General features: G+C 67.0%; 8 protein-coding genes, 1 tRNA gene and 1 riboswitch. Of the genes, 4 read left to right on the top strand and 5 right to left on the bottom strand.

Annotated features, from left to right (window positions below):
- Positions 1–156 precede the first annotated feature (156 nt).
- The gene (locus ACZ5CR_RS22725; RefSeq protein WP_468860084.1) at positions 157–552 is read left to right on the top strand and encodes a hypothetical protein; all 396 of its coding nucleotides are present in this window, start codon (positions 157–159) and stop codon (positions 550–552) included.
- A 27-nt stretch (positions 553–579) separates the two neighbouring features.
- A complete protein-coding gene (gene rdgB, locus ACZ5CR_RS22720; RefSeq protein WP_389908312.1) occupies positions 580–1,185 on the top strand; it encodes an RdgB/HAM1 family non-canonical purine NTP pyrophosphatase in 606 nt (201 codons plus the stop codon).
- Between the two features lie 62 nt (positions 1,186–1,247).
- Here the strand turns inward: rdgB and ACZ5CR_RS22715 are convergent.
- From ACZ5CR_RS22715 to bcp, 5 genes are all read right to left on the bottom strand, one after another.
- Positions 1,248–1,331: transfer RNA gene (locus ACZ5CR_RS22715), tRNA-Leu, on the bottom strand.
- A 20-nt stretch (positions 1,332–1,351) separates the two neighbouring features.
- On the bottom strand, positions 1,352–2,032 hold the full coding sequence (locus ACZ5CR_RS22710; RefSeq protein WP_468860081.1) for an HNH endonuclease: 681 nt from the start codon (positions 2,030–2,032) through the stop codon (positions 1,352–1,354).
- The gene (locus ACZ5CR_RS22705) at positions 2,029–2,670 is read right to left on the bottom strand and encodes an HNH endonuclease signature motif containing protein (RefSeq protein ID WP_468860079.1); all 642 of its coding nucleotides are present in this window, start codon (positions 2,668–2,670) and stop codon (positions 2,029–2,031) included. The genes ACZ5CR_RS22710 and ACZ5CR_RS22705 overlap by 4 nt, the downstream gene beginning before the upstream one ends.
- A 135-nt stretch (positions 2,671–2,805) precedes the next feature.
- Complete coding sequence (gene proP / locus ACZ5CR_RS22700; RefSeq protein WP_468860077.1) at positions 2,806–4,302, bottom strand: glycine betaine/L-proline transporter ProP; 1,497 nt, start codon at positions 4,300–4,302, stop codon at positions 2,806–2,808.
- 186 nt (positions 4,303–4,488) lie between these two features.
- Positions 4,489–4,956 carry a thioredoxin-dependent thiol peroxidase gene (gene bcp, locus ACZ5CR_RS22695; protein ID WP_468860076.1) on the bottom strand — a complete coding sequence of 156 codons (468 nt, stop codon included), beginning with the start codon at positions 4,954–4,956 and terminating at the stop codon, positions 4,489–4,491.
- 190 nt (positions 4,957–5,146) lie between these two features.
- On the opposite strand from bcp, the gene ACZ5CR_RS22690 reads away from it, so the two are divergent.
- Both ACZ5CR_RS22690 and ACZ5CR_RS22685 read left to right on the top strand, forming a co-directional pair.
- Positions 5,147–5,476 carry a DUF3618 domain-containing protein gene (locus ACZ5CR_RS22690; RefSeq protein ID WP_389908301.1) on the top strand — a complete coding sequence of 110 codons (330 nt, stop codon included), beginning with the start codon at positions 5,147–5,149 and terminating at the stop codon, positions 5,474–5,476.
- 166 nt (positions 5,477–5,642) lie between these two features.
- Positions 5,643–5,945 (top strand): GroES family chaperonin, encoded by a 303-nt coding sequence (locus ACZ5CR_RS22685; RefSeq protein WP_453527083.1) that lies wholly within the window; start codon positions 5,643–5,645, stop codon positions 5,943–5,945.
- A gap of 54 nt (positions 5,946–5,999) precedes the next feature.
- A riboswitch (guanidine-III (ykkC-III) riboswitch) is annotated at positions 6,000–6,069 on the top strand.
- Positions 6,070–6,085 lie beyond the last annotated feature (16 nt).

Here is a 6,085-nt window from a genome sequence, read left to right as displayed (position 1 = left end):
CAGGTGAGCGTGGCGTGAGTGTGGCGGGCAACCCAACCCCCCTCCCTCGCCCCTCCGCTTTCCCCAAAAAAACCCCCCCCCCCCCCCCCCCACGCCCCCCCCCCCACCCACCCCCCCCCCCCCCCCCCCCACCAGCACTCGGGGAGGGACCCAAGCATGGCCGCGCGCCACCGCCGTATCGCCATCGCCATCACGTCAGTTCTGATCGCCGTACCGGCGGGCGTCGGACTCGTCGGCTGCAGCGCAGTCGAGAAGGCGCTCGACTGCGTTCAGACCGCGGACGCCATAGCCGACAGCGTCACCGACCTCCAGCAGGCCGTCGAGAAGGCGGGCGACGACCCCACGCAGGCCGACAAGGCGCTCGACGACATCGACAAGAACATCGACGAGATCGGCGACAAGACCGACAACACCGATGTCAACAAGGCGGTCGACAGCCTCGACAAGGCCGTCGGCAACGTCCGCAAGTCCATCGACAACGGCGACGCGACCCCGGACCTCAGCCCGATCACGGACGCGGCGGGCGAACTGACGAAGGTCTGCACGCCGTAACATCCGCGGGCTTGGATACTGGTCGTCATGACCCGCCTCATCCTCGCCACCCGTAACGCCGGCAAGATCACGGAACTCAAGGCGATCCTCGCCGACGCAGGCCTCACCCATGACCTCGTCGGCGCGGACGCCTACCCCGAGATCCCCGACGTCAGGGAAACCGGCGTCACCTTCGCCGAGAACGCCCTCCTCAAGGCCCACGCCCTGGCCAAGGCCACCGGCCTCCCCGCGGTCGCCGACGACTCCGGCCTCTGCGTCGACGTCCTCGGCGGCGCCCCTGGCATCTTCTCCGCCCGCTGGGCGGGCCGCCACGGCGACGACCAGGCGAACCTGGACCTGCTCCTGGCCCAACTCGGCGACATCGACGCCGACACCCACCGGGGCGCCCACTTCGCCTGCGCCGCGGCCCTCGCCCTCCCGGACGGCACGGAACGCGTGGTCGAGGGCCAACTACGAGGCGTCCTGCGCCACGCCCCCTCGGGCACGGGCGGCTTCGGCTACGACCCGATCCTCCAGCCGGAGGGCGAGAAGCGGACGTGCGCGGAACTCTCGGCCGCGGAGAAGAACGCGATCAGCCACCGGGGGAAGGCGTTCCGGGCGCTGGTGCCCGTGGTTCGGGAGCTGCTGGCCTGACGCTGCGGACGACGAAAGCCCGGCTCGCGGGGTGCGCGAGCCGGGCCTTAGAAACGAAGGCGTGCGGCCGGAGGGACTCGAACCCTCAAGGGATTTCTCCCACAACATCCTAAGTGTTGCGCGTAGGCCAGTTCCGCCACGGCCGCATGGCCAGTCATGTTACCGGTCAGGCGGTGCTTAGTCTCGGGACCCCAATGGGTGCACGGCGGCCTCCGCGACACCAGGTACTGGTGATCGCATGACAGTTGGGACAGAGCAGCCGCAGATTCTCGCTCCGGTCGTCGCTCCAGTCGCCGTTGATGTGGTCGATCTCCAGCGTCATGGGCTTCCCGTTCCACTCGGGCGGGGTTCCACACCCGTCGCAAAGCTCGGGGACGCCGATCTCGCGAAGCGCTCGACGCAGGAAGACGGTCCTGGTTCGGCGCTGACGGTCGTGCTTGACGAGCACGTCCGCTGCCGTCTTCAGAGGTGTCGTTCCTGGCTTGCCCCGTTGGTGGGCCTGACCGAGAAAGTGGGAGGTGTCCAGTCCGTCCTCGTCCACCCAGCGACGGAACAGTGCGTATGGCTGGCCGTTCGCCGCCTTCCCCAGCATGCGCAGTGCTCCTGCGATGGATGAGGACTGCGAGACCACTTGCCGAAGTTCCTCGGGGGAAGGTCTGGTGTGCCCTCGCCGTGGACGTGGAAAGTGGGAGACATCGATTCCGAAGTGGTCGAACCGCGTGAACAGATGACGGCGGAGGTTCCCGTAAGGGCGCGTGCCCAGAAAGGCGATGGCTTCGTCGATGCTGGAACAGCTCTCGGCGGCTTGTGTCAGCAGTTCCCGCGTGTAGCGGACCGGCTCGCTCATGACCGTCGCCCCTTGGCCCGGCCCCGGTAAGTATCTGTGGTCGAGTGGCAGTTGGGGCACAGCAGTCGCAGATTCTCTATCCGGTTGTTGCGCCAGTCACCGTCGATGTGGTCCACCTCCAGCGCCAGGGGATGTCCTTGCCACAGCGGATCCGTTCCGCACATCGCGCACCGCTCGACGACGCCGAGTTCGGTCATGGCCCGCTTGAGCCGGTCACTCTGCATGCGCCGGGCCGTCGTCGGCTCTTGTTCGACCAGGATCTGATGCGGCGTGCGGCGCTGCTTGGGGACACCAGCCCGGGACGGCTGCTGGAAGTGCGACGTGTCGATGCCGTATGCCTTGATGCGGCGCGCGATGTGCGTGTGGTGGCCGCCCACGACCTCGATCCCCAGGTACCGCAACGCGTCGTTCACGCTCTTCGAGGCGGCCACGGCAGGTTCGAGGACCTCCCTGGTCCACCGAGCCCCCTCCCGCTCGAAGTGGGACGTATCTACCCCGAGCTTTTTCATCCGCTGATGGATGTACCTCCGCGTCGAACTCTTCGGATCCACCTCCAATCTGCCCAGTGCCTCGGACAACGTCCGTGATGACTTGGCAGCTTCCTCCAGTCGCTCCCTGGTGTACGCGCTGACCGGCATGATTTCCCCTCCGCATCCGGCCGCCTGTTCGCAGCCTCGTACGGCCTAACGAACTGACAATCGGACCGTCACGTCCGAAATGCGGAACGGCCCGCCCCACTTTCACGTGGGGCGGGCCGGAGAGGGGGTGGGGGCTCAGAACCGAGGCGTCGGAGCCGCCGCCTCCACCATCTCCGCCGCCTCCTCCTTCGTCTCCACCGACGGGGGCGAGCCCGAGAGCGGCTTCTGGGCTGTTTCCTTCATGCAGAGCACCGCGATGACGCCCACGAGGGCCGCCGCCATCGAGTAGTAGGCCGGGATCATGTCCGTTCCCGTGATGCTGATCAGGGACGTGATGACCAAGGGGGCCGTGCCGCCGAAGAGGGACGCCGAGAGGTTGTAGCCGACCGACAGGGAGCCGTAGCGGACCGATGTGGGGAACAGCGCCGGGAGCGTTGCCGACATGGTGCCCAGGAGGCAGACCAGGGAGAGGCCGAGGAGGAGCATGCCGCCGGAGACCGCGATCAGGCTGCCCTGCTGGATCAGGAGGAACGCCGGAAGGGAGAGGACCAGGAAGCCGACCATGCCCGTCATCAGGAGCGGCTTGCGGCCGAAGCGGTCGGAGAGCTTGCCCACCTGGCTGATGATCAGCATCAGGATGATCATCGTGCCGATGAGGATCAGCAGGCCGTGTGAGTCGTCGTAGCCGAGTTCGTCGGAGAGGTACGTCGGCATGTACGACAGGAGCATGTAGTCGGTGATGTTGTACGCGCCGACCAGCGCGATGCAGAGGATCAGCGTGGGCCAGTAGTTGGTGAAGATCTTCGCCAGGTCGCCCTTGGCGGTGGTTTCCACGCTGGAGGCGCCCTCGGAGGCCGAGTGGAAGGTGGCGTCCTCCATCTTCTGGAACGCGGGCGTCTCGTCGAGCTTCAGCCGCAGGTAGAGGCCGACGAGGCCGAGCGGGCCCGCGACGAGGAACGGGAGGCGCCAGCCCCACGACTCCATGGCGTCCGAGCCGAGCGCGGTGTTCAGGATGAGGACGAGGCCCGCCGCGCCGACGTATCCGGCGAGGGTGCCCATCTCCAGGAAGCTGCCGTAGTAACCACGCCGCTTGTCGGGCGCGTACTCGGCGATGAAGGTCGAGGCGCCGCCGTACTCACCGCCCGTCGAGAAGCCCTGTACGAGGCGGAAGAAGATCAGCAGGACCGGGGCCCAGAAGCCGATCGTGGAGTAGGACGGGATGAGTCCGATGGCCAGGGTGCCGATGGCCATCATGATCATTGTCAGCGCAAGAACCTTTTTGCGGCCGACCTTGTCACCCATCGGGCCGAACACCATGCCGCCGATGGGGCGCACCAGGAACGACACCGCGAACGTGGCAAATGAGGAGATCAGCTGGACCGTGTCGTTCCCGGAAGGGAAGAAGACATGGCCGATGGTGACGGCCAGGTAGCTGTAGATGCCGAAGTCGAACCACTCCATGGCATTTCCGAGCGAGGCCGCTTTGACCGCCCGCTTGACCGCGGCCTCGTCCGTGACCGTGATATCGGTGCGGCGCAGCGGGGGATCCTTGCGGCGTTTGACGGCTCGGAAGAGGGTGCGGTGACGCTTCACAGCCTCTGTATCGGCCTCTGCCTCGTCGTGGGCCGCCATGGGTAGTCCTTCCGTTCTGCGAACAATCCTCCTGGCATCACTTGCTCGATCTTGGCCGACGCAAACGGAAGCCCCCTTGGGCTTGAAGGGGGCTTCGTCACAGTCGGAGGGGGAGGGGCGGGTTGGATCCCCAGGTCAGATGTCCAGGCCAGTCAGATGCCCAGGTCAGTCAGATGTCCGGGGCAGTCAGATGCCCAGGTCCTTGATGATCTTGGCTACGTGGCCGGTCGCCTTGACGTTGTAGAAGGCGTGCTCGACCTTCCCCGTCTCGTCGACCACGATCGTGGAGCGGATGACGCCGGTCACGGTCTTGCCGTACAGCTTCTTCTCGCCGAAGGCGCCGTACGCCTCAAGGGTCTCCTTGGAGGGGTCGCCGACCAGCGTGACCTTGAGGTTCTCCTTCTCGCGGAACTTGGCCAGCTTCTCCGGCTTGTCCGGGGACACGCCGATGACGTCGTACCCGGCGCTCGCCAGGACGTCGAGGTTGTCCGTGAAGTCGCAGGCCTGCTTGGTGCAGCCGGGGGTGAGGGCGGCCGGGTAGAAGTAGACGATGACCTTGCGGCCCTTGTGGGCGGCGAGGGAGACCTCGTTGCCGTCCGCGTCCGGCAGGGTGAAGGCCGGGGCCGTGTCGCCGGGGGTGAGTCGCTCGCTCATCTTCGGTCTCCTCGCACAGGGTGTATCGCACAGGATGTTCGTGAAACGTGTGGTGACGGAGTCGAGGGTAATAGGGGTGCCGTGGGGTGAGGTGAGCGTGGAGCTGACAGACTGTCGGCGATACGTACAGCGATACGTGCACAAGGAACAGGCAGAACACACAGCCGGACACGACCACGGAGGCAGCGCGGTGTCGGACACGTCGGATATCAGGACCCCGGCGCAGATCGAGGCGGACATCAAGCACCGCCGCGAGACGCTCGCCGAGACGCTCGACGAGATCGGGGTGCGGGTTCACCCGAAGACGATCGTGGGTGACGCGAAGGCCAAGGTCGCCGCGAGCGTGGACAACACCCTCGGCCGGGCGTACGTAGGTGCCAACCGCGTCGTGTCGGACGTGCGGGCCCAGTTCGTGACCGAGGAAGGCGCGCCGCGTCTGGAGCGCATCGTGCCGGTGGCGCTGGTCGCCGTGGGCCTCGTGGGGCTGCTCGCGGTGGGTTCGCGGCGCCGCAAGGACTGACCCGGCTGCGTACGAAGGACAGGCCCGGCGGCGTACGAAGGACAGGACCGGCAGTGTACGAAGAGCTGCCCCGGCATCGTACGGGCGTGCCGTCTGCGGGTAGGTTCGGGGCGTGAGCGCCAAAAGCCAGGGACAGAGCCCGCACGACGACAAGTTGCCCATCCGGATGTTGCACGACCGTGTGCTCGTGCGGCAGGACACCACGGAGGGGGAGCGCAGGTCGGGCGGAGGCATCCTGATCCCCGCGACCGCCGCCGTCGGCAGGCGTCTGGCCTGGGCCGAGGTCGTCGCCGTCGGGCAGAACGTGCGGGCGGTGGAACCGGGTGACCGGGTCCTGTACGACCCGGAGGACCGGGCCGAGGTGGAGGTGCGGGGCGTGGCGTACGTGCTGATGCGCGAGCGCGACCTGCATGCCGTGGCCGCCGACCGGTTCGAGGGCTCCGAGGATTCGACGGGCTTGTACCTGTAGCGGGCCGAGAACGCGCGTAAGGGGCTGGTGACCATCGTCACCAGCCCCTTTTGCGCGTTCTTTGCTACCTTTCAAGGACCCCGACGAGACGCGCCGTACCGGGTTTCCGCAAAGACGACGCACCCCCATTCAAGTGACGC

The sequence above is a fragment of the Streptomyces sp. NPDC031274 genome, assembly GCF_055570235.1.
This window is presented reverse-complemented; position numbering and strand designations above follow the sequence as displayed.